Here is a 23,669-nt window from a genome sequence, read left to right on the forward strand (position 1 = left end):
ATGAATATTTTAATCACAGGTGGTGCAGGTTTTATCGGCTCTTCGCTTGCGTTGCAATTAATTGCCCGTGGACATAGCGTTACAGTGCTGGATAATTTATCAGAACAAATTCATGGAGCTGATGCAGAAACAGGTTCTTTTCTGTTTCAACGGATAAAAGATAAAGTTCAGTTTGTAAAAGGAGATGTTTGTAATGAAGCAGATTGGAAAAAAGTATTACCCGGTCAGGATGTGGTAGTGCATTTGGCTGCAGAAACAGGCACCGGCCAATCCATGTACCTCATCAGGAAATATACAGATGTAAATATTGGCGGTACATCGCTCATGCTGGATTTACTGGCGAATGGAAACTATGATGTAAAAAAAGTGGTTATCGCTTCTTCAAGAGCTATTTATGGTGAAGGACGTTATAAAGCCGGTGATGGTACTTATGTTTATCCTGGCTCCAGAAGTAAAGAGCGTTTAAGTGCCGGCAAATTTGATGTGGAGTACAAAGGCGATGAAAACCTGCAACTGGTGGCAACAGATGAGGAAAGTAAAATACATCCTACATCAGTGTACGGTATTACCAAGCAGGTGCAGGAACAAATGGTGATGACGGTTTGTCCTTCTATCGGTGTTTCGCCTGTAGCATTCCGTTATCAGAATGTTTATGGTCCGGGTCAATCGCTCAAGAATCCTTATACCGGTATTCTTTCTATATTTTCCAATCTTATCAAACACAATCAATCCATTAATATTTTTGAAGATGGAAAGGAAAGCCGTGATTTTGTGTTTATTGATGATGTAGTTGCCGCTACTGTTGCCGGTATTGAAATGAAAGAAGCTGATGGTGAAGTGTTCAATGTAGGAACCGGTGTTGCTACCACTGTACTGGAAGTGGCGGAAGCACTTGGTAATGGTTATGGAAACGAAACATCGCTGCAGATAACCGGTGATTTTCGGGTAGGAGATATTCGTCATAATTATGCTGATCTCACAAAGATTCAGCAGAAGCTTGGATTTGTGCCCCGTGTTTCCTTTGCAGAAGGTATTGCACGTTTCACTGCCTGGGTAAATGAACAGGAAGTAGCGTTGATTGATTATACAAAGTCGTTGAACGAAATGAAATCAAAAGGATTGATGAAGTAATGCCTGCACTTGCCCTCATAACCGTTTTGTATAAAAGTGATGAAGTGCTGGAAGATTTCTTTTCCGGCATCTCAAAGCAGAATTATACGGATTATAAACTCTACCTGGTTGATAATTCCTGGAACGATGCCTCCACTTCACTCATTCATAGTCTGCTGAAAAAATACCCGGTTCAGGCGGTTGAGCATATTAACAGCGGTGGTAATATTGGTGTGGCGGCCGGCAATAATCTTGGTATTCATCATGCACTGGCAGACAGATGTACTGTTTTACTGTTTCTCAACAATGATATTTTTATACCGAAAGACAATCTGCTCCAACAAACTGTTGCTTTGAGTGAAACGCATAAAATAGTAACACCTAAAATTTATTATCACAACAGTGATCTTATCTGGATGGCGGGAGGCTATATCAGTCATTCAAAAGCCATCGGGGTTCATTACGGTATGAGGCAGAAAGATACTCCTGCGTTAAATAAAGCACAGTATGTAACGTATGCGCCCACCTGTTACCTGGCAGTGCACCGAAGTATCATTGATGAAGTTGGCTTGATGGATGAACGCTATTTTGCGTATTATGATGATACCGATTTTGTAGTGCGGGCTTTACATCATGGTTACAGGATTTGGTATGAACCTGCTTTGTACATCAATCATAAAGTTTCATCCAGCAGTGGAGGGGATGATTCGCTTTTTTATATCTATTACGGCAACCGGAATAAACTGATTTTCATTCGCAAGCATTATAAAGGATTGCATAAACTGTATCTCTTGGCTTATTACTTTATTGTTCGTTTCTTTTTCTACTATTTACGTTTTGATCAGCAACGTAAGCATCAGTTACTAAAGGCTACCAAAGATGGGTTGGCATTGCCGCTTTAAAGTTGCTGCATTACTTTTTCAACGATATATTTCCAGCTGAAGGTTTTGTAAAATACCGGGGGTGTTACACTGTCAGGTCCCTGTAAAGCAGTAATAATAGCATTGGTAAATTGTGGCCAGTCATTATCCGGCACGATTGTGAGTTTATTTCCGCACAGCTCAGCAACTACTCCCGCTGCACCTGTTTTAACGGATACAACGGCTGTGTTCATGGCCAATGCTTCAATCATTTTTGTTTTGATACCTCCGCCGCTTTGCACAGGGTTTAAAAGTAAGTCTGCTGCCTTTGTGTAACGGTCAATATCATCTACAAAGCCGAGATAAACTATGTGCGGATGATCTTTTAAATCATTGTAGGATACAGGTAAGTTTTTACCTGCAATCAAAAGTTTGTATTTCAGTCCTGATGAAACAAGTGCCGGGTTGATCTTTTCAATGATGGCATCAAGTGCCTGCCGGTTGGGTTCATAATTAAGAACGCCGTTAAAAAACAACAGGTGATGCTCAGTGCTGATGCCAAGCTCATGGCAAACAGGTGCCTTTGTTTCTGCTTTATCAACAGGAGGTTCTTCCTGTGGAATGCCATAGGGAATTACCACGCATTTATCAGCTCTTACTTTCAAGTCAGTAATAAATCCCTGGCGGTCTTCTTCTGTAATGCAGAAAACAAGATCTGCTATATTCAGTACACGGCCTTCATACCATTTGAGTAAAGGCCACCACCATTTGCCTATGGAACGGAAACGTTGAAATTCGATATTATGTGTGTGAACAGCCAGTTGTACACCGGTTGATTTTTTTAAAAGCCAGGCAAGCCAACCTAAATACGGATGTTCTATGAACAGCCATTCAACTTGCTGCTGTTTTAAATAATTCTTCAGTCTGAAAAAAGAAAAAAAATCAGCATAACGCAACTGGCTGCTGCGTAGGAAATGTTTCAGTGTATAAGCTTGTACAAGCCGGGGATCATTATCAGGCGTGCCTATCACATGAAGTTCTGCTTTGCGACCTAATGCATCATAAAACCCCGCTATCAGTTTCTGCCCGCCGGATTGTGCAGGCAGAAAACTGTATGGAACGATGGCCGCAATTTTTTTCATGTGTTCAAGTCTGCTGTTTTGGAGCCACTATTTATACCGCTCTTTCGGGATATGTAATCAGGCTTTAACGCTTCTGTTCTTCCATTCCCAAAAAATAGTAGCAGCTACTAACAATACAATCAAAATCGATACAATGAAGGATATATTTCTTCCCGTGTAATAGCTGGTAGGTTCAAATTTGAATTCAATTTTATGAGAACCTGCCGGTACTGTAATGCCTCTAAGGAAATAATCAGCTTTTACATAATCTGTTTTCTTTCCGTCAACATAAGCATTCCATCCAAAAGGGTAATACACTTCGCTCAACACAGCAAACTGTGGAGTGGCTGCATTGGTGCTGTATTCAACAGCATCGTTTTCATATTTCACCAGTTTAATAAAGGCTGTTGAATCATATGCCGGGGCAGCTATTGTTTTTTCTAAACTCTTATCCAACACAACTGTATCTCTCAGCGATGTAACTCCGATTGCTTTTAATTCATTCGCCGGACCATCTACAAACTTTACACCTTTCACGAACCATGCACCGCCATAAGCCAATGGATTTTGTTGTACAGCTGTTCTGCCGCTTTGAGGATCCTGCAAAATAATATAACGTGTATCCAGTGCATTCAATACATCGGTGTTAGGCGCAGCGGATAAATAGGTTTCAATCACATCCTGGTACACCCGTAACTTGGCCGGATGATAACCACCAACGGAACGGTGGAAGTAAGAAGTTCTGGATTCACTGAAACGATCACCGGCGGTGTTAAACACACGGAAGTGGGCGTCTTTATCTGTCAAAATCTGGTTGTCAGTATCGTTCGCAGTAAAGTTTTCTGCTGACAGTTCATCTGCAGAGCGGTAATAATTTTCATTAAGATAATCGCCGCCTACAGCAATCAGATCAATTACTGATACGGCGCCTAAAAGAATCACCGCTACAAGACCATTGATCATTTTACGGGAGTAAACAAATGCAATAGCCAGCAACAATGCAATGAAACCTGCTAAACGCAGTACCTGAGATAAGAACATTGCTTTGCGGTCTTCTTTTAAACCATTAACGATTGCTTTGCCAAATTCGTTGTTCCCGTCTTTATCTGTATACGCTTCCAGAATGTTTTTATCAATGCCTGCACTGTAGCTCTGCATCAGGTAAACGATAAAACAAATGGCAAGAACACCTCCCGCAACGTATAGTATCTTTTTAAAATTCGTTTTCAGAAAATCTGCACCTGCGTTTACAAATACAGCCTGCATGGTAAGCATGGCCAGTACAGGAACTGCCAATTGCGGAATCACCATCGCCATTGAAGGTGCCCTGAATTTGTTATAAAGTGGTAGTGTGTTAAATACAAAGGAATTAAATCCTTCCAGGTACTTACCCCAGCTTAATGCTATACCAAGAATACTTACTCCTAATAAGGCCCAGCGTAACGGAGATTTTACAAAGAAGATGGAAAGCAAAGCAAGTAAAACAATGATGGCACCATAGTAAACCGGACCACTGGTGCCTTCAATAATTCCTCCCCAATAAGCCGGTATTTGTGAAATCACTTGTGTGGCACTGGCTTCAGGTACTCCTTTCTCCACCAGTTTCTCAATTACTTTTGAATCTTCCGGAAGAGGAGTGCCGCTGCTGCTGCCAAATGCTTTCGGCATAATGGTGGTTAAGGGCTCCGCTAAACCATTGCTGTAGCTGAACGCATAATCAGCATCCAATCCATTTGTTTGGGTGTTAGTGATATTGTTGTCTTTTATTTCCACCTGCTTACCGCCACGCATGGTTGCTTTTGCATATTCATATGTAGGCATCAGGATAACGGCAGTTCCTGCCACACCCATTCCGCCGGCCACTGCTGCCAATGAAAATGCAATCACCATATGTTTCCATTCTTTATTACGGATCCAGTCAATGGCATACGCAATGGAAACAGCAATGGCAATTAAAAGAAAGTAATAAGTGATTTGCGGATGGTTTACACCTACCTCCATTACAGCAGCAACAGATGCAAGACATAATCCCCTGAGATAATATTTCTGGAAGATCAAAATAATGCCGGCTAATAATGCAGGCATGTACGCAATGGCATACATTTTTGTTTCATGCCCTGCACCGATGATGATGGGATTGTAAGTGCTGAAGGCAAAACCAAGTGCTGTAACCATACTTATGTAAGGGTTCACTCTCAACACAATACCGAGAATATAAAAACTGATACAAGCAAGGAAAAAGAAGTTGATGGGTTTGGGCAGGCCCAATGTAAATACTTTGTTGAGATCAGGAAGTACTGATTTGCTGTCCATCGCCACCTGGTAGTTGGGCATACCGCTGAACAGGTGTGTATTCCATAACGGAAACTGGCCGGTCTTTTCTTTCTGTTCAAATGAGTTTTGTGCCATTCCCTTCCAGCCCAGCACATCATGCTGGCTCAATACATTTCCCTGTAAGGCAGGGCGTCCGAAAAATGCAGACGCTGCAAGAAATACGAGCACTGCAATGACATGTGGCATCAACTTTTTATAATCGAATTTCATATGACTGATTTTTCAATTTACAGTTGAGCAAAATAATGGTATTTTGGGCTACCATCAACATTTTTAACGGTTATGAAGGCGTTTCTTTTCCTCAGCAGGGTAGGGTTTCTTTTAAACAGCATTTTCCTGTTATGTTTTCTGCTTCGATATATTCCATCGGCTGCCGAACTTTTTCCTCAGTCAATCGTTGCTGTAATGCTGGTGGCGGGCTGGATGTTATCACTGTTGATTAACTTGCTCCACGTTATCTGGTGGTTATATTGGAAACGATCCGGTGTACAATTTACTCAGTTACGCTGGGTAATCCGGTTTAATGTGGTCATGTTCATTTTTCAATTACTATTTTACTTTTTATGATTCATCAAATCATTAAGGATAAACCTACAAGACTGTTTCTGATATTGGGAGGTTTTTTTATTGCCAATGCTATTATTGCTGAAGTGATTGGAGTAAAAATTTTCTCCCTGGAACCAACACTTGGGTTTGATAAATTCAATTTTACCCTGTTTGGTGAATCTGGGCTGTCCATGGATTTATCAGTTGGTATTTTACCGTGGCCGGCTGTTTTTATTATGACGGATATCATTAATGAATATTATGGTGTAAAAGGGGTGCGGTTTCTTTCTTTTCTCACTGCCGGTTTAATTTGTATAGCCTTTGTCATTTTTTATATCGGAATTCATACAGTGCCTGCCGATTGGTGGGTGAGTTCACAAACGGCTAAAGGTGTTCCGGATATGCAGGCCGCTTATACGCAGGTGCTGGGTCAGGGCATGAATATTATCATTGCATCACTCACCGCTTTTTTAGTAGGCCAATTAACGGATGCAACCATATTTAAAAGAATTAAACGGGTAACCGGCGAACGAAGAATCTGGATGCGGGCCACTGTTTCCACTTTGTTCTCGCAACTGGTAGATACGATTGTTGTAAGCTATATTTACCTGTATTTTTCTCAGGGCTTTCCGTTTGCAAGGGTTACTGGTATTGCCATAGTAGGTTATAGTTATAAATTTTTAGTGGCTCTACTTGCTACTCCATTGGTTTACCTGGTACATGCTTGGATTGAACGTTACCTGGGTAAAGAAAAAGCTGCGGAAATGAAGAAAGCCGCTTTACAATAAAATCAATAAGGATCAGAATCTTTCTTTCAGCAGTCTTGCAACGATTTTATCAATGGGCAATGTTACCAGCTCTTCATTGAAATCTTTCCACTCAATTAAGCGAAATACTTCAGCCTCGCCTTTGGGGTCGGCAATTTGGTGTGGTTGAAAATCAAAAGGTGTTGCTTTAAATTCAACTGAAAATGGCTCCAATGCTTTTGCAAAATAATAGATGGATACGATTTGATGCGATGGATTAAATGCACTCATCTGGAAATAATCAGTGGTGTAGATATGATCGCCTATTTCCACATCCAGGTTCATTTCTTCTTTGAACTCCCGTTTTAAACAATCTCTTGTTCCTTCGCCAAACTCAAGGCCACCACCCGGAAATTTGGTATAGTAGCCTCCACGTATGAATTCATCACTCACTACTACCTGTTTCTCTTGTGTTAACAGTATGCCGTAAACCCGAATGTTAAACATTAAAATAATTTTTTACGCATGAAGTACAAGCCAATAAGCAAAGAAAGACCCAACGACAGCAGTATGGGAAAATAAAAAGCAGCAGGGGAGTGCTGGCCCGGCAGTGGTACATTCATACCATAAATACTGGCTACCAATGTGGGCAACTGTAACATAATGGTGATGGATGTTAAACGCTTCATCACCTGGTTTTGATTGTTGCTGATGATGCTGGCAAATGCATCCAACGTTGAGCTTAGGATGTTGGTATAAATATTTGCCATTTCAAGGGCCTGGCTGGTATCTACAATCAAATCCTGTAAAAACTCATCCTCTTCTTCTGTTAAGCCCAAGAAATTGGTTCTTTGCAATTTCATCAACAGCATTTCGTTGCTGCGTAGTGCAGTAACAAAATACACGAGGCTTTTTTGAATCCGCATCAGGTCCAGTAACTCTTCGTTCCTGTTGGCGTCATACAGTTTTTGCTCCAGCGTATTACGACGATGATTGATTTCTTTCAGAAATTCAATATAAGTCTGTACGATCTTCTCAAAAATCTTGAGGACCATCATATTCCTTTTATCAGGATGACGGTTCTGGAATGTGTTCAGGAATTTTTTGATGGCACCATTATCAAAGGAGTTTACCGTTACCACCTGGTTATGCGTTAAAATAATGCAGATGGGAATGGTAATGAAGAAAGCGTCGCTGTCGTTGAAGGAATTGTTTTCAGTAGGGGTCTTGATAACGATGAGCTTTACATTGTCTTCCAGTTCATAACGGCTGCGTTCATCAATATCCAAAGAGTCGCTTAAGAAATCAAGCGGTATGTTCAGCTCTTCTGAAATTTCATGAAACTCTTCCTGCTTAAGCGGGGGAACAATATTTACCCATGCCCCGTTTTCAGGTTTGTCAATGGCCAATGTCTGGCCGTTTTCATTTTTAAAAAATTGAAGCATGGCGGCGCAAAGGTAAAGCGCATCAGCATTCAGCGCTCACTAAAGTTCAATACCCTGGCTGTTTCGCTGACGCATGGTGTTAAAGTGGTGCCAGCAATGAAAAATATTGAAGTACATCAGCTCTCTTGCCGTAATGTTACCAAGTATGGGGTGGGGAAACTGGTAGCGATCAATATTCTCATCTTCCCAGTAGTATCTCACTTCGTTTAAATAACGTGTTACGGTTGCCTCAAAGTGTTCAATGATGGAATCCTTTTCCTGTTTGGTTTTATCCACTTTGGGAATGTATTCCTTTGTTGCTTTTGCACCGTTTGAAAGTGCTGCTGAATATTTTTCCTGCAGCTCTTCATACGGGAGTGACTGGTGTAAAGGTTTTTTAAAAAGATATTTCGAAATGAACTTTGGAATAAACAATCCTTTCCAGCTCCGGGCAAAAGATAGTCTTAAATGCTCCAGGTTTTCTGCGGCTGACCATTTATCATCCCTGTAAAAAAAACGATCTGTATCCATGTTTCTGCAAACACGCAGAATTTCTTCAACAATCGATTCTGTGCTTGAGATGATATGATACTTATCAAGATGATAACTCTTTGCCTGCATAGCTGTTGGTGATTTTTTTAAGTTAGAGGTTCATGCTTCCATTAAAAACAAAGGTTGCCGGGCCGCAAAGCCATACATCTTCAAACCGGGTTGGCCCTGTCTTTTTAAATTTTACTGATAAGGTACCGCCGGGTGTTTTTACGGTAATATGCTGTGGTTCTGTTGCGTCAGCAAAGGCTGCAATGGCAGAAGCGGTAACACCGGTGCCGCATGATAAGGTTTCATTCTCAACCCCCCGTTCATAAGTTCGCACATCTATTGTATGGGGTTGAACACTTACAAAGTTAACGTTGATGCCTGCACCACCAAATTTTTCATTGTACCTGATGGAGCGTCCTTCCTGAAACACATTTATCTCTTGAGTGTTCTGAACCCATTTAATATAGTGCGGCGAACCCGTATCTAAAACACTATGGTCGTTGTATTTTTCTATAGCACTTACATCTTTCATCTTCAGTTCTACGTGGTCTCGTTCATCAATAGTTGCTTCATGCGGACCATCGGTTGCAATAAAATGAGCTTTGTCTTTAATCACTCCCAGCTTTTTTGCAAAAGCTACCAGGCATCGGCCTCCATTGCCACACATACTGCTTTCACCTCCATCCGCATTGAAATAAATCATTTCAAAATCATAACCTTCTTTCAATTGCAGCATCATCAATCCATCAGCCCCGATTCCAAAATGCCGGTCGCAGATGAAGGCTACCTGTTCTTTGGTAAGGTTTGAATAGATGCCATCCCTGTTATCAAGTATAACAAAATCATTACCGGTACCCTGGTATTTTGAAAACGCAATCTTCATATGCCTTCAATAATGCTCAATGATTTTTTAATTAAAGTCTCTACCGCTGCATTACCATCTTTACTGAATTCTTTTTTCACCCTGTTGGCTACAATTACATTCATGGATAAGCATTGATGACCCAGCAGTTTTCCCAGTCCGTAAATAGCACTGGTTTCCATTTCAAAATTAGTAATGCGGTGATTGCCAAATGCAAATGTGGTTAACCTGTCTACAAATCCCGGATGCATCAGTCCTAACCGTAACACTCTTCCCTGCGGACCGTAAAATCCCGGGCAGGTAACGGTGATGCCGTGATGATAACCTTCTACAAAATGCTTCAGCAGTTGGCTGCCGCAACCGGCAATATATGGTTGTGATAAACTGTCCTGTATTTGTGTATGCGTTACAAATGCATGAACCAATTGCTTTTCTTCTTCATTGTTTTGATGACGGTAAAAATGCAACAGGTTATCAATGCCCAACCCATGTGTAGAAACTACTAAATCATCAACATTAATGTGTGGCTGCAGGGCACCGCTGGTACCCATACGCATGATTTGGAGAGAAGTGAGTTGCGGCTTGATCGTTCTTGTTGCAAAATCAATATTTACCAGTGCATCCAGTTCATTCACTACAATATCAATATTGTCAGGGCCAATGCCGGTAGAAACACAACTGATCCTTTTTTTGCCAACATATCCTGTATGTGTAATGAATTCCCTGTGTTGATTTTTATGTTCAATGGAATCAAAATACTTACTCACTTTGGCCACACGGTCAGGGTCGCCAACGGTGATGATGGTAGGGGCAAGTTCTTCCGGCCTTACGTCTAAATGATAAACAGCGCCACGACTGTTAATGATTAGCTCACTTTCAGCAATTCGTTGCATAAGGATTGGGTCATTTTGCCCGAATATACTACATTTGCACCTCATCAATCGGTTCAGTTGACTGAAGCGGAATGATGGTAACGGTCCTGTGGCCGAGTGGCTAGGCAGAGCTCTGCAAAAGCTCCTACAGCGGTTCGAATCCGCTCGGGACCTCAAAAAATAAAAGCGTTGATAGCATCTTCGCTTTTTTTATGCAGTTATTTGAAATGAAATTTGGGAGTCCTGTGTCCGCCGATGTTTAGGCAGATAGGCAGAGTTCTGCAAAAGCTCCTACATCCCGCTTTGAGGCGGGATCGGGACCTCCAATTAAAGGATTACACAGTAATCCTTTAATATTTTTTGGGTGTTGCATGCTGTTGTGCTGCTATTAAACTTTTTTTGCGTCGCACTCTTGTACGTTCTTAATTCTATTGAACAATGAAGTACTCAAATTATATTGGAATCCTCGCCGGCGCCATCATGCTGGCCGTTGCGTTTATGCCATGGATTTATATCCCCAGTATTCAGACTGAAGTAACGGGCTTTGGGGCTGCAACTAAAACTGTATTTGGTAAACCGGCTTTGATGAACAGCTATCTAATGGTGCCGATTACTCTTTGTTTTTTATTGCCTGTGATCTGGGCCAAACGCATTAATCCTTTTTTAGGCGCTATCAATTTTGCGTGGGCATTACGTAACCTGTTTCTGCTTTCTACCTGCCGTAACGGGGAATGTCCTGATCGATTTTTCTGGCTTTATATTTATGTGGCAGCCGCTTTTATTGTATTGGTGATGACAGTACTTCCGGATATGAAAGTAAAAAGTTCCAGGTTGTAACAAACAGCCCGGAACTTTATAAATGCTTTTCTCAAAATTTATTTGCCTTTACTCCATCCGTCTTTCAATGTAACGGTCCTGTTGAAAATGAATTTATCTGCAGAGCTGTCTTTATCCAGGCAATAGTATCCTTTCCGTAAAAACTGGAATCGGTCTGCTGGTCTTGCATCTTTTATCGAAGGCTCAGCATAACCTTTTACAACAGTCAAACTATCCGGGTTGATATAGTCTTTAAAATCACCTTCTTCGCTGGCCGGGTTTTCTACACGGAACAAACGGTCATATTCTCTTACTTCCACTTCTATTGCATCTGCAGCATTTACCCAATGCAAAGTGCCCTGTACTTTGATGCCGCTGGTATCGCTTCCGCTTTTGCTTTCAGGAATGTAGGAGCAATGCAATTCCTTAATGCTTCCATCATCATTCTTCACTACTTCATCGCATTGAATGATGTAGGCACTCTTCAAACGCACTTTTCCACCGGGCGATAAACGGAAATATTTCTTAGGCGGATTTTCCATGAAGTCATCCGCCTCAATCAGAATTTCTCTGCTGAAAGGAAGGTTACGAAGGCCACCATTCACATCTTCAGGATTATTTTCTGTACTTAACTGCTCGGTTTGACCTACAGGGTAATTGGTAATGACCACTTTGATAGGATTGAACACCACCAAACGTCGCAAGGCAATTTTGTTAAGATGTTCCCGTACACAAAACTCCAGCAAACTGAACTCAATTAAATTATCTCTCTTGGCAACGCCTACACGCTCTGCAAAATCACGGATGCTTTCCGGTGTATAACCTCTTCTCCGCAAGCCACTGATAGTGGGCATACGTGGATCATCCCAGCCACTCACATGTTTTTCATTCACCAGTTGTAAGAGTTTGCGTTTGCTCATTACAGTGTAATTGAGATTCAAACGGGCAAACTCATATTGTTTGGATGGAAAGATTTCCAGTTTTTCAATACACCAGTCGTACAAAGGACGATGCGGAATAAACTCCAGTGTGCAAATACTGTGGGTGATCTGTTCAATCGAATCACTTTGTCCGTGTGCAAAATCATACATGGGGTAAATGCACCAGGCATCTCCCGTGCGGTGATGATGCGCATGCTTGATGCGGTAGATGATGGGGTCACGCATGTGCATGTTGGGACTGGTCATATCAATCTTTGCCCTCACTACCTTTTCACCATCTTTATACTTGCCTGCACGCATATCTGCAAAGAGCTGCAGGTTTTCTTCCACGCTTCTTTCTGCATATTGGTTACGAACACCCGGAGTGGTGGGTGTTCCTTTTTGTTTGGCGATCTCTTCACTCGTACTGTCATCTACATAAGCCAGGCCTTTTTTGATCAGCTTCACTGCAAATTCATATAACTGTTCAAAGTAATCGGATGCATAGAATTCATTGGCCCACTCAAAACCCAGCCAGCGGATATCATCTTTGATGCTTTCTACATATTCTGTGTCTTCAGTAACAGGGTTGGTATCATCAAAACGAAGATTGGTTTTACCGCCATACTTGATAGCCAAACCAAAGTTTAAGCAAATGCTTTTACTGTGACCGATATGCAAATAACCATTGGGCTCCGGTGGGAAACGGGTGAGGATGGATTGATGCTTGCCGCTCTTTAAATCCGCTTCAATAATTTCTTCAATAAAATTCAGGCTTTTCTCTTCGCTCATGGTGTTGATGAATTGGCTGCAAATTTAAGGGTTCGGCGTGGGTTTCAAGCAGGGATGCACCGTTACAGAACTTATTGGAACAATTGCAACATGCCATAAATCAACCCGATGGCCAAAAAGGGGAGCAGGGTAGTTCTCACTATTTCCATGCCTGCGGCCACCTTATAAAACCGGGCTTTTACGAAAGAGCAAATGGTTAATACCGGCACACTGATGAGCAACGCAATGAGTAATGCTTTTTCCAACGGTGCTGTAAACAAAAAAGGAAGAAACACAAGGATGCCGCCGACGAGATAAAATAAGGCTACTCTTATTGAAGGATTGATAGTATCTGTAATGTATTCCGGTTGACGTTGCGGATGATCTTCATCCTGTACAGGCAACCCGATGTTTTGATAAATTTCTCTTTCTTTTTGTAAGGCTTCGCCGGTAGCTGATTTGTTTTCGCTTTTTAATGTCAACCAATGACCAAGCCCGAGGATGAGGGCACTTACCGGTAAATAAATTGCAAACACCCATTGAAACCACTCCTGCGATATTTTAATGAACGTCATGGTGGCTGCCAGTATCAATGGGCTGCGGATACCATCAATTAAACCAATGATGAGTGAGGAGATAATGTTCTTTGATTGCACGGTGCAAAGAAATGCGCTTTTATGAAAAATGGAATAAAATACATTTCACGCCCGCCTGAACCATTCGGGCAGGCAGAGCCGCAAAGAAACCAAGGCGCAAAGGAATTTTGAGACTCTCTATTCTTCTTGATAGTTGTTTTGCTCCTTTGCGTGAAAATCATCCCAGCACCTTCAAACTTTTTTCAATGATGCTTACGCATTCATGAATCTGTTCTTCAGTAATCACTAATGGAGGTGCCAGGCGGATCTTATCACCATGCGTAGGTTTAGCCAGCAAACCGTTTTCTTTCATCTCCATACATAAATCCCAGGCAGCTTCCGGATTGCTATGCTTAATTACGATCGCATTTAATAAACCTTTACCACGCACTAAACTGATATAGGGCGAATTCAAAGCTTTCAATTCATCTCTCAACAGTTTGCCCAGCCGTTCTGCATTCTCCGCCATGTTTTCATCTTTCAACACCTGTAAGGATGCCATGGCAACAGCACATGCCAAGGGATTGCCTCCATAGGTACTTCCATGTTCACCGGGTTTAATAGTCATCATAATTTCATCATCAGCCAATACTGCACTTACCGGAATGGTACCACCGCTTAATGCTTTACCAAGAATGAGAATATCAGGACGTACGTTTTCATGATCACAGGCCAGCATTTTACCGGTACGGCATAAACCTGTTTGTATTTCATCACCAATGAAAAGTACATTTGCTGCTTCGCAATATTGTTTGGCGGTAGTGAGATAACCTTCATCCGGCACCACCACACCTGCTTCACCCTGGATGGGCTCTACTAAAAAGCCGCATACATTTTTATCTTCCAAAGCTTCCTGCAAAGCTTCCAGGTCATTGTAAGGAATTACTTTGAAGCCGGGCATGTAAGGTCCGAACTTTGTATAAGAGCTTGGGTCTGTACTAAATGAAATCACTGTGCTGGTGCGACCATGAAAATTATGGGCACATACAATAATCATTGCTTTGTTTTCTTCAATGCCTTTCACCGTGTAACCCCAGCGGCGTGCCAGCTTGATGGCCGTTTCCACAGCTTCCACACCGGTATTCATGGGCAATACTTTATCATAACCGAAATAACGGGTGATGTATTCTTCATATTCGCCCAGGAGGTTGTTATGAAAAGCACGTGAGGTTAACGTCAATTGCTGCGCCTGTTCAATTAACGCCTTTACAATTTTGGGATGACAATGTCCCTGGTTTACGGCGGAGTAACCGCTGAGGAAATCATAATAGCATTTATCGTCCACATCCCACATAAAAACGCCTTCGCCTCTTTTGAGTACAACGGGTAAGGGATGATAATTGTGGGCGCCGAATTGTTCTTCACGATCAATGAAAGATTGTGTATTGGCAGATACTGCAATAGTTGAATGCATAGTAGTTAATTGATAATTGAATAATGAAAAAAGGAGAATTTTGAAAACAGTAAAACTGTTTGTATGTCCCCCTTTAGGGGATAGGGGCGTCGTCTTATCCTCGGTGGTTGAGGAAATCTAAATTGAAGTGGAGAAAGTGAACGCCAATTTTCATCAGGGCAAAAATAGTTTCTTAATTTGAGATGGCAAAATGAGAGCGAACATAGGTCGGTACGGCTGCAAGCCGTCAGACCTGAGAATCATACTACATAAAAATTTAGTTCATGAGTTACACCATTCCCCCTCAAACCCGCATCGGCCATGTACATTTAAAAGTGAGTAACCTGGAACGCTCCTTACAATTTTACAGAGACTTGTTGGGTTTTGAAGTAATGCAGTATTATGGTGACAGTGCTGTATTTCTTTCTGCAGGAGGTTATCATCATCATATAGGATTAAATACCTGGCACAGTAAAAATGCAGGGCCGGCTCCCGTGAATACAGCCGGTTTGTACCACACTGCTATTTTATATACAACAAGAAAAGATTTAGCGGTGATTTTAAAACGATTGATGGAGGCCAATTATCCATTAACCGGTGCCAGCGATCACGGTGTAAGTGAAGCGATTTATTTAAATGATCCTGATAGAAACGGAGTTGAATTGTATTGGGACAAACCAAAAGAACAATGGCCGATAGATGAAGAAGGTAATTTGATGATGGTGACGGAACGATTGGATGTGGAGGGGTTGTTGAAAGAGGCGAAGTGATTATAATAATTGCATTTTCAAGGGCAAATAATCTAATTGGTATTTTTCATTATTTATTTGTACAGTTTTAAATTTTATGTTTTGATATCCACAAATTTCCACAGTTTTAATAACGTCTTTTATGTAAGCATGTGTAACTTTAAAGCCAAATATAATTTCTTTTAGACAATTTTGATTAAATGCGAGGTATCCTGGTTTAGGTGTTATAATTCTGAATTCTTCTTCATACTTCCAGTCAGATGATTTTGTAATACAGAAACTTTCATTTGGTTTATCAGTTGGTCTTATAGTAGGGTATTCGTCAGTGTATTTTACTTCCAAAGGTGTAAATGGGATATCATTTTTATTTGTAAAATCAAATTTTAAACAAACACCATTATACTTGTCTGTATAATGTGACCATATAAGTAGATTATTTTCTTTTTTTGAAAAGCTACAAATACCAAATCCTTTTATTTCCGAAATAACTTTTTCGTTCCATTCGAATACAGCTGTATTTAATTGCTCGTTTGTAATTTGCTGAATTGCATTTGGAATCAAGTGACTGAATGTGGGATACTTAGTTTTTAATTCTTTTTCAGCTTCAAGTTTTAGGTCATTATAAATTTCTTTAAAGTCAATTAAAAACCTCATGTCGAAGGGGTCGTTAAAATCATAGGGGTTTGAGCACCATACTGAGTTTCTTTTAATTAACTCTAGTAAATAATTATTTGCCTTATGGTATTTATATAGAATCATTGGAATACTATTAAATGACTTTAGTAAACTTACTATTGAAGAATTTACTTAAATCTTGCTGTCCTTTCTCAAACATTCCAAACACCGTACTTCCACTTCCCGTCATACTTGCATACAAAGCACCGGCATCATAAAGCTGTTGTTTAATAGCAGCAGTTTCAGGATGGGCTTTGCAAACGGGTGCTTCAAAATCATTGATCAATTCTTCTTTCCAGGTGTGGATGGGTTGTTGAACAATGGTTCTTAAATCCGGTCTTGGTGCATTCTTCAACTCCAACTGTGCAAAGGCCCAACCTGTATTCACATGAATGCCCGGGTTTACGATTACAAATTGATAAGCACTTAAATCCAGATTAACGGGCTCCATTATCTCACCTCTACCGGTTGCATAAACAGGTTTATTGAGTATAAAGAACGGGCAATCACTGCCCAGCTGTAAGGCATAATTTATCAACTGTTGTGTTGATAATCCCAGTTGAAATTTTTCATTCAGCAATTTTAAAGTAAAAGCACCATCAGCACTGCCTCCGCCAAGCCCTGCACCCATGGGAATGGTTTTGTGCAAATGCATGTGTACGGGTGGGAGCGAAGGGAAATCTTTTTTTAGTAGCTGGTAAGCTTTTATGCAGAGATTGTTTTGAGGATCGCCTGCTACTTCTAATCCGGATGAAGAAAAATGAATGTTGTTATCATTACTTCCTTCAATCCTTCGACTCCGCTCGGGATGATCAGATCCTTCGACTTCGCTCAGGGTCTTGCTCTCGTCCGTAGTCTGTCGTCCGTCGTCTCTCCGCACCACTTCCACAATATCTTTCCAGCCGATGGGATAAAAAATGGTGGCAAGGTTATGGTAGCCGTCTTCCCGTTTGTTGAGAATCTGTAAGCCGAGGTTGATTTTACAGTTGGGAAAGACAATCATAAAAATTGATAATTGTATAATTGATAGCGGATAATTTTTTGGGAAAGTTACCTGAGTAAACGAATTATCAATTCTTCATTGACCAATTATCCATTACTTTTTCCGGTTGCTGATTTCATCACGGATGGCGATGGCACGGATATAATCTTCCTGCTCCAGTACTTCGTTGAGCAGGGTTTGCAATTCATCTAAGCTCATGCTTTTTAAATCGCCTTTTTCATCACTGCCGGCGGTAACAGGTACTTCTTCTTTTTTCTTCTCTTCATCTTCCATCATAATACCGGCACTTTCCAGGATGTGCTCATACGTATAAATGGGGCAACCGAAACGTACAGCAAGGGCCAGTGCATCGCTGGTGCGACTGTCAATTTCCACCGTATCATTATCTGTGGAGCAGAGCAGTTTGGAGTAGAAGATACCTTCCTGCAGATCGTTGATCACAATTTCATGCAACTCTACATTAAATGCCAGCATGAAATTCTTCATAAGGTCATGGGTAAGGGGGCGACTGGGTTGCATACGCTCTAAAGCCACAGCAATTGCCTGAGCTTCAAAACCACCGATCACAATGGGCAGACGGCGAAGGCCATTTACCTCGCCCAATACTACGGCATAACTGTGTGTTTGGGTGATGCTGTGAGAAAGTGCAATGATTTCCAATTCTATCTTTTTCATAACCTTCGGGCAAATTTAAGGGCTTTGGTTTGAATAAAAGAATGGAAGATGTTTTTAGCACCAGGGTGAAAAGGCACAAAGAATTTTATAGTTGAAGATGGTTCAATAGCCTGGCTGATGATAGTAGTAAAAATGATGAAGGGCAGCCGGATTGAAGCGGCACCGAAGCGAAGCGGAGGTATAGCAAAAAGCCGGAACACCTGTTGATGTTCCGGCTTTTGTTGACTGCCCCGGATTTTTATTCGTTATTTAGGCTCAAGCTACTCCCTTCAACTTCTTCACTTCCTGAATCATTTTAGGTACTACTTCAAATGCATCGCCTACGATACCGTAGTCAGCTGCTTTAAAGAAAGGAGCTTCGGGGTCTTTATTAATCACTACAATTACTTTACTTCTGTTCACGCCCGCCAGGTGCTGAATGGCACCACTGATGCCAATGGCAACATATAGATTAGGTGCAATAGCTCCACCGGTTTGTCCCACATGCTCATGATGCGGACGCCAGTGTGCATCGGCCACCGCACGGCTACAGGCTGTTGCTGCACCCAGCAATCCGGCCAGTTCTTCCACCATGCCCCAGTTTTCAGGTCCTTTTAAACCACGGCCGCCACTTACAACTAATTCTGCTTCGCTCAAAGGCACTTGTCCGGTTACTTTATTAGTAGCTGTTACTTTTACCTTGGGTGTATCCACTGTAGGGTTGAACGCAACTACTTCTGCTGTTCCTTCGCCGGCGATGGTTGAAAATGAATTAGGACTGATAGCAAGGATTTTTGTGGCCGTATTCACACTGATGTTGGCAAATGCTTTTCCGCTGAAAACACCTTTGCGAACAACAAAACCATTCGTTGTATCAGGTAATCCAACGGCGCCGCTTACCAAACCTGCTTTCATTCTTGCACTTAAGCGTGGAGCAACTGCTTTTCCTGTGAGATTGTTTGATATAACAATCACTGTTGCATTGGTTGCTGCAGCAGCTTCAGCAATAACTTTTGTATAAAGTTGTGCATCTACATGATTGAACGTGTCATTGGCAGCATGATGAATTTTGCTCACACCATATTTACCTAATGCAGCTATATCGTCACTTACATTCCCAAGCAATACGCCTTCTGCACTTGTGCCTAATTGTTTGGCTAACTGTGCACCATAGGTTAATGCTTCAAAAGAAGATTTTTTTACATGACCATCGGCAGAGTCTATGAAGATTAAAACGCTCATGGTAATTGATAATTTTTTAATTGATAGTTGATAAATATTTTATGCGGGACTTAGAAGTCTTTACACTGGCGGTAAGTAGTTTTAAAAGTTCTTCACAGTCTTTATTGATCGAGTCGTACATTCTTTTGGTAATGAATTCTGTTGCAACCAGTAAATCAAGCCAGTATTTTGATTCATTTGCTTCTTTTAAACCGATATTCAGTTTATGGATAAAATCTTTCATACTCTCACCATGCTCAGCCTCCCGTATTAAAGCTCCGATTGCCGTACCACTTCTTACGATTTGCTGTGAAAGAATAAACTCGTTGTGTTCTTTTTTAAGAAACTTGTAAAGTTTTACAATGCGAACTGCAAAATCAAAACTTTTAATTTTCAAGATGTTTTCTTTCATGATGTTTGATTTATGGTGAATTATGATTTATCCATTAACCAATTATCCATTACTAAAACACTTTGGCTTCTTCGTGCAGTAAACGTACCAGTTCGCCTACATTCTCTGCATCCACCAACTTTACGCCTGCTTTGGCAGGAGGTAATTCAAAAGACGCAACAGATGTTAAAGCATCAACAGCTGCGGGTTCCAGCACTTTCAAAGGCTTGGTACGTGCACCCATAATACCTTTCATGTTAGGAATGCGTTGCTCCGCCATTCCTTTTTGACAGCTCACTACTACCGGAAGATTTACTTCGCAGGTTTCTTCGCCACCTTCAATTTCACGGTTGATGGTTGCTGTTGTTCCGTTGAGATCAAATTTTGTAGCCAGTGATACATATGGCATATCCAGCAATTCTGCCACCATACCGCCGATGGATGACCCGTTGTAATCAATGGTTTCTTTACCGGTGAAGATCAAATCATAGCAGCCACTTTTGGCCACTTCAGCAATTTGTGAAGCAATGGTAAAACTGTCGCTGCTGTCAATATTCACACGAATGGCTTCATCACCACCCAACGCCAGTGCCTTACGGATGATGGGTTCTGTATCAGCACCACCTACCGTTACAAGGTGAATAACAGTGGAAGCATCTTTTTCTTTCAGTTCAATAGCACGCACAAGCGCATACCATTCATCGTACGGGTTGATAATCCATTGAACACCATCCTGTGCAAACTTTGTGTTGTTATCTGTGAAGGCTATTTTTGCCGTGGTGTCCGGCGTTTTACTGATACAAACAAGAATCTTCATGCAAGCGAAGTTTATAGATGTGATGAAATTAGTTGTTTATGCAACTATACAAAGATAGGGTGAGAGAATTAATAATTGATAATTAGTAATTAATAATTTTTAAAACTTGGAGCGAATTAACAAGATACAAGAGATGTTGAAGGCGAACCCGACAGACAGCTTCCTGAACCATGCACTTGCATTGGAATACATAAAGCTGGGTGACGATGCGGCAGCACAAAACCTCTTTGAGCAATTGCTGGAGCGGGAGCCGGGTTATGTGGGCAGTTATTATCATTTGGCCAAACTGCTGGAGCGGAACGGAAAGGAACAGGAAGCCATCGCCGTTTATGAAAAAGGAATGCACATGGCGAAAGAAAAAGGAGACCAGCATGCATTTGGAGAATTAAGAAGTGCCTGGGAAGAGTTGACGTTTTAAAAAGTTTGTAGTTTTTGGTTACGGGGTGGAGTGCTGCTATTGAGCTGTTGTTGCGTCGCACACTTCAGCTCTCTTAATTCTATTTTACAAACTACCGATCCGCTAAGAGTCTTTTTATATTTTCCCTCTATATACAATCGAATATGAATTGCTGTTTTCTAAAAATTACCTAAATTTGGGAATCTTATATTGAATGGAAGTTTATTTCAACAATTCAAATCTCGAAAAGTTATATGAAGGGCTTCCCGTAACAGGTAAACTTCGTTATAATAAAGAGGTTGTTGAAAAATTCAGAATTAAAGTTGACATTCTCAAAAACGCAGAGAACACAACAGAATTAAGAGCATTGCGTAGTTTAAATTTTGAAGCACTAAAAGGTGATAAAAAAGGATTGTATTCCATACGAGTGGATTTGAAATACAGGTTAGAATTCACTATTGAAAAGAATAAAATTCAACTTTCTGAGATCATTTTTATTGAAGACTTATCAAATCATTACAAATAATGGGAATCTATAAAGTTTTAAATAAATCAAGTAAAGAAATTGTTTCAGATGTTCTTTTTCATCCGGGTTTGGTATTGGGTGAAGAACTTGCAGCAAGAAATATTTCCCAAAAAGCATTTGCAGAAGCGGTACAGATGCGTCCCCCGCATTTAAACGAATTGATAAAGGGGAAACGTCATATTTCTGCTGTAATTGCTGTAAAGTTGGAGCAGCAATTGGGCATCAGTGCCGGTTTCTGGATGCGTCTGCAAATGGATTATGATTTAAAACTTGCCAAGAAGCAAATGAAAGTAGCATAATGAGCCTGCTTCAACAATTTGAACAATATATTTACCGTAATCATCTTTTTACAAATGATCAGCAACTTATTCTGGCAGTAAGCGGAGGTGTGGATAGTGTGGTGCTGGTGGATTTATGTGCGAAGTCAGGCTATTCATTTTCTATTGCACATTGCAACTTTCAATTACGTAAAGAAGAGAGTGATGCAGATGAGCTGTTTGTACAATCCCTCGGAAAAAAATACAATGTTACAGTTCATGTAAAGAAATTTGATACAGTTGCTTTTGCCTTTGATCAGAAGCTTTCCATCCAGGAAGCAGCAAGAGTGTTGCGGTATGAATGGTTTGAAGAATTAGTGAATAGTGAATTGTCAATTGTCAATAATCATTCCCGTCAGACGGGGGCGTCAGACGGAGGCGTACCCATTCACCTTCTTACCGCCCACCATGCCGATGACAATAACGAAACCCTGCTCATGAATTTTTTCCGTGGCACAGGTTTGCACGGGTTAACAGGAATTCCAATGAGCTATGGACACATTAAACGTCCGTTGCTGCAATTTACAAAAGAGGAGCTGATCGCTTATGCACAGGAAAACAACCTGCAGTGGCGGGAAGATGCTTCCAATCAATCATCCAAATACACCCGCAACTTTTTCAGAAATGAAATTCTTCCGCAGGTAGAAAAGGTGTATCCACAGGTAAAGGATAATCTGCAAGACAATATCAACCGCTTTAAAGAAATTGAGCAGTTGTATAAGATCTCCACACAACTCATCATCAAAAAGCTTTGCAGGCACAAGGGTGCAGAGGTTCATATTCCAATAAAGCAATTGCTGCAATACAATAACAGGGCCTTAATCTATGAGATCATCAAAGAATATGGTTTTGCAGAAAAGCAGATTGATGAAGTATTGAAACTTTGTAATGCTGAGTCAGGAAAATTCATCGACTCACCTGCTTTTTATTACCGCATCATCAAACACCGTCATTGGCTCCTAATTGCACCATCGGCTGACAGCAGTGCTCAGCATTTTGCAATTGAAGGAGTGGGTCATTGGGAGTTGGGAATTGGAAATATTCAGGTGAAGACATTAACCAATTCACAGGCATCCATTCCAAACGCTCCTAACATTGCTGTGCTGGACGCATCAAAGATTGAATTTCCATTACTGCTCCGCAGGTGGAAGCAGGGAGATTATTTTTATCCCTTGGGTATGAAAAAGAAAAAAAAGCTGGCCCGTTTTTTTATTGATCAGAAACTATCTAAAACGCAAAAGGAAAATGTGTGGGTGCTGGAAAGTAATAAAAAGATCATCTGGGTAGTGGGCATGCGTATTGATGAACGTTTTAAACTTTTGCCAGCTACTCAAACCATCTTACAAATTGAAACTGGGTTTGAGTAATTGTTCAATAAAATGCGGAATTACTCTCGGCTCCATGAGTGCTGTAAACGCAATGCCCCAGATGGCTCCCCACAAATGGGCACTGTGATTAATATAATCACCGCCACGTTTATTCATATACGCAGTGTATACGAGGTAAATCACTGCAAATACAATTGCAGGTAAGGGAAGAAAAAATACATACAAGGTGGACCATGGAGATAACAGTATAAACGAAAACAAAACGGCCGTTACGGCACCGCTGGCTCCAAGACTCCTGTAGTGATAAACATCTCTATGTTTAAAGTAAGAAGGTATTTCACTGATGATGATGCCGGCTATATAAAACAATACAAAACCAATTTTTCCGATTTTGGCAATGTAAAATGCTTCCATTACCCGGCCAAAGAAATAAAGTGTAATCATATTAAAGGCCAGGTGGCCGATATCTGCATGTATAAATCCTGAGGTAATAAACCTGTAATACTGGTTTTTGTTCTTCACCATGGGCGGCCAGAAGATCAGGTCATTGATCACTTTTTCGTTGTTAAATGCCGTGAACGAAATAATGCAGGTAATAATAATGATGGTAAGCGTAAGTGTAAACTCCATGTGATTGGTTT

At 41.0% G+C, this 23,669-nt stretch carries 26 protein-coding genes and 1 tRNA gene; 10 read left to right on the forward strand and 17 right to left on the reverse strand.

Going from position 1 to position 23,669, the window contains the following annotated elements:
- Both PDL71_RS09440 and PDL71_RS09445 read left to right on the forward strand, forming a co-directional pair.
- Positions 1-1,131, forward strand: coding sequence for an NAD-dependent epimerase/dehydratase family protein (locus PDL71_RS09440; protein WP_407520295.1), 1,131 nt, complete (start codon positions 1-3; stop codon positions 1,129-1,131).
- On the forward strand, positions 1,131-2,012 hold the full coding sequence (locus PDL71_RS09445; RefSeq protein ID WP_407520297.1) for a glycosyltransferase family 2 protein: 882 nt from the start codon (positions 1,131-1,133) through the stop codon (positions 2,010-2,012). The genes PDL71_RS09440 and PDL71_RS09445 overlap by 1 nt, the downstream gene beginning before the upstream one ends.
- Here the strand turns inward: PDL71_RS09445 and PDL71_RS09450 are convergent.
- Complete coding sequence (locus PDL71_RS09450; RefSeq protein WP_407520299.1) at positions 2,009-3,112, reverse strand: glycosyltransferase family 4 protein; 1,104 nt, start codon at positions 3,110-3,112, stop codon at positions 2,009-2,011. The genes PDL71_RS09445 and PDL71_RS09450 overlap by 4 nt on opposite strands.
- Before the next feature lie 57 nt (positions 3,113-3,169).
- Entirely contained in the window at positions 3,170-5,635 is a 2,466-nt protein-coding gene (locus PDL71_RS09455) for a YfhO family protein (protein WP_407520301.1), read from the reverse strand.
- A gap of 353 nt (positions 5,636-5,988) precedes the next feature.
- Here PDL71_RS09455 and PDL71_RS09460 point away from each other — a divergent pair, with 353 nt between their 5' ends.
- Positions 5,989-6,759 carry a queuosine precursor transporter gene (locus PDL71_RS09460; RefSeq protein WP_407520303.1) on the forward strand — a complete coding sequence of 257 codons (771 nt, stop codon included), beginning with the start codon at positions 5,989-5,991 and terminating at the stop codon, positions 6,757-6,759.
- Between the two features lie 12 nt (positions 6,760-6,771).
- Here the strand turns inward: PDL71_RS09460 and PDL71_RS09465 are convergent, their stop codons facing one another.
- From PDL71_RS09465 to PDL71_RS09485, 5 genes are read right to left on the reverse strand one after another with little or no spacing between them, the layout of a single operon-like run.
- Complete coding sequence (locus PDL71_RS09465; protein WP_407520305.1) at positions 6,772-7,224, reverse strand: NUDIX domain-containing protein; 453 nt, start codon at positions 7,222-7,224, stop codon at positions 6,772-6,774.
- A complete protein-coding gene (locus PDL71_RS09470; RefSeq protein ID WP_407520307.1) occupies positions 7,224-8,162 on the reverse strand; it encodes a magnesium transporter CorA family protein in 939 nt (312 codons plus the stop codon). Before PDL71_RS09470 ends, PDL71_RS09465 begins: the two co-directional genes overlap by 1 nt.
- A 39-nt stretch (positions 8,163-8,201) precedes the next feature.
- Positions 8,202-8,762 (reverse strand): DinB family protein, encoded by a 561-nt coding sequence (locus PDL71_RS09475; protein WP_407520309.1) that lies wholly within the window; start codon positions 8,760-8,762, stop codon positions 8,202-8,204.
- Positions 8,763-8,784: 22 nt separating this feature from the next.
- Positions 8,785-9,564, reverse strand: coding sequence for a diaminopimelate epimerase (gene dapF / locus PDL71_RS09480; RefSeq protein ID WP_407520311.1), 780 nt, complete (start codon positions 9,562-9,564; stop codon positions 8,785-8,787).
- Positions 9,561-10,436: a nucleoside phosphorylase gene (locus PDL71_RS09485; RefSeq protein WP_407520313.1), complete on the reverse strand. Its 876-nt coding sequence runs from the start codon at positions 10,434-10,436 to the stop codon at positions 9,561-9,563. Before PDL71_RS09485 ends, dapF begins: the two co-directional genes overlap by 4 nt.
- An 82-nt stretch (positions 10,437-10,518) precedes the next feature.
- Between PDL71_RS09485 and PDL71_RS09490 the strand changes: the two genes are divergently transcribed.
- Both PDL71_RS09490 and PDL71_RS09495 read left to right on the forward strand, forming a co-directional pair.
- Positions 10,519-10,589: transfer RNA gene (locus tag PDL71_RS09490), tRNA-Cys, on the forward strand.
- A 264-nt stretch (positions 10,590-10,853) separates the two neighbouring features.
- A complete protein-coding gene (locus tag PDL71_RS09495; RefSeq protein ID WP_407520315.1) occupies positions 10,854-11,252 on the forward strand; it encodes a hypothetical protein in 399 nt (132 codons plus the stop codon).
- Between the two features lie 38 nt (positions 11,253-11,290).
- On the opposite strand, the gene PDL71_RS09500 is transcribed toward PDL71_RS09495, so the two are convergent.
- The 3 genes from PDL71_RS09500 to rocD all read right to left on the reverse strand — a co-directional run bounded on the left by PDL71_RS09500 (position 11,291) and on the right by rocD (position 14,971).
- Positions 11,291-12,943, reverse strand: coding sequence for a glutamine--tRNA ligase/YqeY domain fusion protein (locus PDL71_RS09500; RefSeq protein WP_407520317.1), 1,653 nt, complete (start codon positions 12,941-12,943; stop codon positions 11,291-11,293).
- 71 nt (positions 12,944-13,014) lie between these two features.
- A complete protein-coding gene (locus PDL71_RS09505; RefSeq protein WP_407520319.1) occupies positions 13,015-13,578 on the reverse strand; it encodes a VIT1/CCC1 transporter family protein in 564 nt (187 codons plus the stop codon).
- A 157-nt stretch (positions 13,579-13,735) separates the two neighbouring features.
- Positions 13,736-14,971 (reverse strand): ornithine--oxo-acid transaminase, encoded by a 1,236-nt coding sequence (gene rocD / locus PDL71_RS09510; protein WP_407520321.1) that lies wholly within the window; start codon positions 14,969-14,971, stop codon positions 13,736-13,738.
- Between the two features lie 263 nt (positions 14,972-15,234).
- On the opposite strand from rocD, the gene PDL71_RS09515 reads away from it, so the two are divergent.
- The gene (locus tag PDL71_RS09515) at positions 15,235-15,720 is read left to right on the forward strand and encodes a VOC family protein (protein WP_407520323.1); all 486 of its coding nucleotides are present in this window, start codon (positions 15,235-15,237) and stop codon (positions 15,718-15,720) included.
- Here PDL71_RS09515 and PDL71_RS09520 read toward each other — a convergent pair whose 3' ends face one another.
- The 6 genes from PDL71_RS09520 to PDL71_RS09545 form a co-directional block, all read right to left on the reverse strand.
- On the reverse strand, positions 15,721-16,458 hold the full coding sequence (locus PDL71_RS09520; protein ID WP_407520325.1) for a DUF2971 domain-containing protein: 738 nt from the start codon (positions 16,456-16,458) through the stop codon (positions 15,721-15,723).
- A 10-nt stretch (positions 16,459-16,468) separates the two neighbouring features.
- The gene (ispE, locus tag PDL71_RS09525) at positions 16,469-17,377 is read right to left on the reverse strand and encodes a 4-(cytidine 5'-diphospho)-2-C-methyl-D-erythritol kinase (protein WP_407520327.1); all 909 of its coding nucleotides are present in this window, start codon (positions 17,375-17,377) and stop codon (positions 16,469-16,471) included.
- 93 nt (positions 17,378-17,470) lie between these two features.
- Complete coding sequence (locus PDL71_RS09530; protein WP_407520329.1) at positions 17,471-18,052, reverse strand: bifunctional nuclease family protein; 582 nt, start codon at positions 18,050-18,052, stop codon at positions 17,471-17,473.
- A gap of 255 nt (positions 18,053-18,307) precedes the next feature.
- Positions 18,308-19,273 (reverse strand): electron transfer flavoprotein subunit alpha/FixB family protein, encoded by a 966-nt coding sequence (locus PDL71_RS09535; RefSeq protein WP_407520331.1) that lies wholly within the window; start codon positions 19,271-19,273, stop codon positions 18,308-18,310.
- 16 nt (positions 19,274-19,289) lie between these two features.
- Positions 19,290-19,664: a four helix bundle protein gene (locus PDL71_RS09540; RefSeq protein WP_407520333.1), complete on the reverse strand. Its 375-nt coding sequence runs from the start codon at positions 19,662-19,664 to the stop codon at positions 19,290-19,292.
- A 52-nt stretch (positions 19,665-19,716) separates the two neighbouring features.
- On the reverse strand, positions 19,717-20,460 hold the full coding sequence (locus PDL71_RS09545) for an electron transfer flavoprotein subunit beta/FixA family protein (protein ID WP_407520335.1): 744 nt from the start codon (positions 20,458-20,460) through the stop codon (positions 19,717-19,719).
- Between the two features lie 133 nt (positions 20,461-20,593).
- On the opposite strand from PDL71_RS09545, the gene PDL71_RS09550 reads away from it, so the two are divergent.
- From PDL71_RS09550 to tilS, 4 genes are all read left to right on the forward strand, one after another.
- Positions 20,594-20,878: a tetratricopeptide repeat protein gene (locus tag PDL71_RS09550; RefSeq protein WP_407520337.1), complete on the forward strand. Its 285-nt coding sequence runs from the start codon at positions 20,594-20,596 to the stop codon at positions 20,876-20,878.
- 193 nt (positions 20,879-21,071) lie between these two features.
- A complete protein-coding gene (locus PDL71_RS09555; RefSeq protein WP_407520339.1) occupies positions 21,072-21,383 on the forward strand; it encodes a type II toxin-antitoxin system RelE/ParE family toxin in 312 nt (103 codons plus the stop codon).
- Positions 21,383-21,682: a HigA family addiction module antitoxin gene (locus tag PDL71_RS09560; protein ID WP_407520341.1), complete on the forward strand. Its 300-nt coding sequence runs from the start codon at positions 21,383-21,385 to the stop codon at positions 21,680-21,682. Before PDL71_RS09555 ends, PDL71_RS09560 begins: the two co-directional genes overlap by 1 nt.
- On the forward strand, positions 21,682-23,067 hold the full coding sequence (gene tilS, locus PDL71_RS09565) for a tRNA lysidine(34) synthetase TilS (protein WP_407520343.1): 1,386 nt from the start codon (positions 21,682-21,684) through the stop codon (positions 23,065-23,067). Before PDL71_RS09560 ends, tilS begins: the two co-directional genes overlap by 1 nt.
- Here the strand turns inward: tilS and PDL71_RS09570 are convergent.
- Positions 23,041-23,658 (reverse strand): rhomboid family intramembrane serine protease, encoded by a 618-nt coding sequence (locus PDL71_RS09570; protein WP_407520345.1) that lies wholly within the window; start codon positions 23,656-23,658, stop codon positions 23,041-23,043. The genes tilS and PDL71_RS09570 overlap by 27 nt on opposite strands.
- Between the last annotated feature and the right edge of the window lie 11 nt (positions 23,659-23,669).

This window comes from Lacibacter sp. MH-610, from assembly GCF_045780045.1.
Classification (GTDB): Bacteria; Bacteroidota; Bacteroidia; order Chitinophagales; family Chitinophagaceae; genus Lacibacter.

What these genes read in the sequence shown, in the direction of transcription:
- PDL71_RS09440 (WP_407520295.1), top strand. Translation starts at nt 1, where the DNA reads ATGAATATTTTAATCACAGGTGGTGCAGGTTTTATCGGCTCTTCGCTT.
- PDL71_RS09445 (WP_407520297.1), top strand. Translation starts at nt 1,131, where the DNA reads ATGCCTGCACTTGCCCTCATAACCGTTTTGTATAAAAGTGATGAAGTG.
- PDL71_RS09450 (WP_407520299.1), bottom strand. Translation starts at nt 3,112, where the DNA reads ATGAAAAAAATTGCGGCCATCGTTCCATACAGTTTTCTGCCTGCACAA.
- PDL71_RS09455 (WP_407520301.1), bottom strand. Translation starts at nt 5,635, where the DNA reads ATGAAATTCGATTATAAAAAGTTGATGCCACATGTCATTGCAGTGCTC.
- PDL71_RS09460 (WP_407520303.1), top strand. Translation starts at nt 5,989, where the DNA reads ATGATTCATCAAATCATTAAGGATAAACCTACAAGACTGTTTCTGATA.
- PDL71_RS09465 (WP_407520305.1), bottom strand. Translation starts at nt 7,224, where the DNA reads ATGTTTAACATTCGGGTTTACGGCATACTGTTAACACAAGAGAAACAG.
- PDL71_RS09470 (WP_407520307.1), bottom strand. Translation starts at nt 8,162, where the DNA reads ATGCTTCAATTTTTTAAAAATGAAAACGGCCAGACATTGGCCATTGAC.
- PDL71_RS09475 (WP_407520309.1), bottom strand. Translation starts at nt 8,762, where the DNA reads ATGCAGGCAAAGAGTTATCATCTTGATAAGTATCATATCATCTCAAGC.
- dapF (WP_407520311.1), bottom strand. Translation starts at nt 9,564, where the DNA reads ATGAAGATTGCGTTTTCAAAATACCAGGGTACCGGTAATGATTTTGTT.
- PDL71_RS09485 (WP_407520313.1), bottom strand. Translation starts at nt 10,436, where the DNA reads ATGCAACGAATTGCTGAAAGTGAGCTAATCATTAACAGTCGTGGCGCT.
- PDL71_RS09495 (WP_407520315.1), top strand. Translation starts at nt 10,854, where the DNA reads ATGAAGTACTCAAATTATATTGGAATCCTCGCCGGCGCCATCATGCTG.
- PDL71_RS09500 (WP_407520317.1), bottom strand. Translation starts at nt 12,943, where the DNA reads ATGAGCGAAGAGAAAAGCCTGAATTTTATTGAAGAAATTATTGAAGCG.
- rocD (WP_407520321.1), bottom strand. Translation starts at nt 14,971, where the DNA reads ATGCATTCAACTATTGCAGTATCTGCCAATACACAATCTTTCATTGAT.
- PDL71_RS09515 (WP_407520323.1), top strand. Translation starts at nt 15,235, where the DNA reads ATGAGTTACACCATTCCCCCTCAAACCCGCATCGGCCATGTACATTTA.
- PDL71_RS09520 (WP_407520325.1), bottom strand. Translation starts at nt 16,458, where the DNA reads ATGATTCTATATAAATACCATAAGGCAAATAATTATTTACTAGAGTTA.
- ispE (WP_407520327.1), bottom strand. Translation starts at nt 17,377, where the DNA reads ATGATTGTCTTTCCCAACTGTAAAATCAACCTCGGCTTACAGATTCTC.
- PDL71_RS09530 (WP_407520329.1), bottom strand. Translation starts at nt 18,052, where the DNA reads ATGAAAAAGATAGAATTGGAAATCATTGCACTTTCTCACAGCATCACC.
- PDL71_RS09535 (WP_407520331.1), bottom strand. Translation starts at nt 19,273, where the DNA reads ATGAGCGTTTTAATCTTCATAGACTCTGCCGATGGTCATGTAAAAAAA.
- PDL71_RS09540 (WP_407520333.1), bottom strand. Translation starts at nt 19,664, where the DNA reads ATGAAAGAAAACATCTTGAAAATTAAAAGTTTTGATTTTGCAGTTCGC.
- PDL71_RS09545 (WP_407520335.1), bottom strand. Translation starts at nt 20,460, where the DNA reads ATGAAGATTCTTGTTTGTATCAGTAAAACGCCGGACACCACGGCAAAA.
- PDL71_RS09550 (WP_407520337.1), top strand. Translation starts at nt 20,594, where the DNA reads ATGTTGAAGGCGAACCCGACAGACAGCTTCCTGAACCATGCACTTGCA.
- PDL71_RS09555 (WP_407520339.1), top strand. Translation starts at nt 21,072, where the DNA reads ATGGAAGTTTATTTCAACAATTCAAATCTCGAAAAGTTATATGAAGGG.
- PDL71_RS09560 (WP_407520341.1), top strand. Translation starts at nt 21,383, where the DNA reads ATGGGAATCTATAAAGTTTTAAATAAATCAAGTAAAGAAATTGTTTCA.
- tilS (WP_407520343.1), top strand. Translation starts at nt 21,682, where the DNA reads ATGAGCCTGCTTCAACAATTTGAACAATATATTTACCGTAATCATCTT.
- PDL71_RS09570 (WP_407520345.1), bottom strand. Translation starts at nt 23,658, where the DNA reads ATGGAGTTTACACTTACGCTTACCATCATTATTATTACCTGCATTATT.